The following is a 255-nucleotide window of genomic DNA, read 5'->3' as shown; positions in this document are numbered from 1 at the left end:
TGGCAACCCAGAGAGGCTATCGGATGGGACGCTGGCTTGCTGGCAGACTGATGAAAGAGCTGGGGCTGGTCAGTTGCCAGCAGCCTACTCATCGATATAAACGTGGCGGCCATGAACACGTCGCGATTCCGAATCACCTTGAGCGGCAGTTCGCAGTGACAGAGCCAAATCAAGTGTGGTGCGGTGACGTGACGTATATCTGGACAGGTAAGCGCTGGGCATACCTTGCAGTTGTTCTCGATCTGTTCGCGAGGA

The 255-nt window shown here is 55.7% G+C and carries 1 protein-coding gene; it reads left to right on the top strand.

The window, feature by feature from the left end:
• Positions 1–255: DDE-type integrase/transposase/recombinase (locus MUU47_RS00020; RefSeq protein WP_374684729.1), on the top strand; the 255-nt coding region annotated here is incomplete at both ends.

The sequence above is a fragment of the Scandinavium hiltneri genome, from assembly GCF_024764835.1.
GTDB classification, from domain to species: Bacteria; Pseudomonadota; Gammaproteobacteria; order Enterobacterales; family Enterobacteriaceae; genus Scandinavium; species Scandinavium hiltneri.
This window is presented reverse-complemented; position numbering and strand designations above follow the sequence as displayed.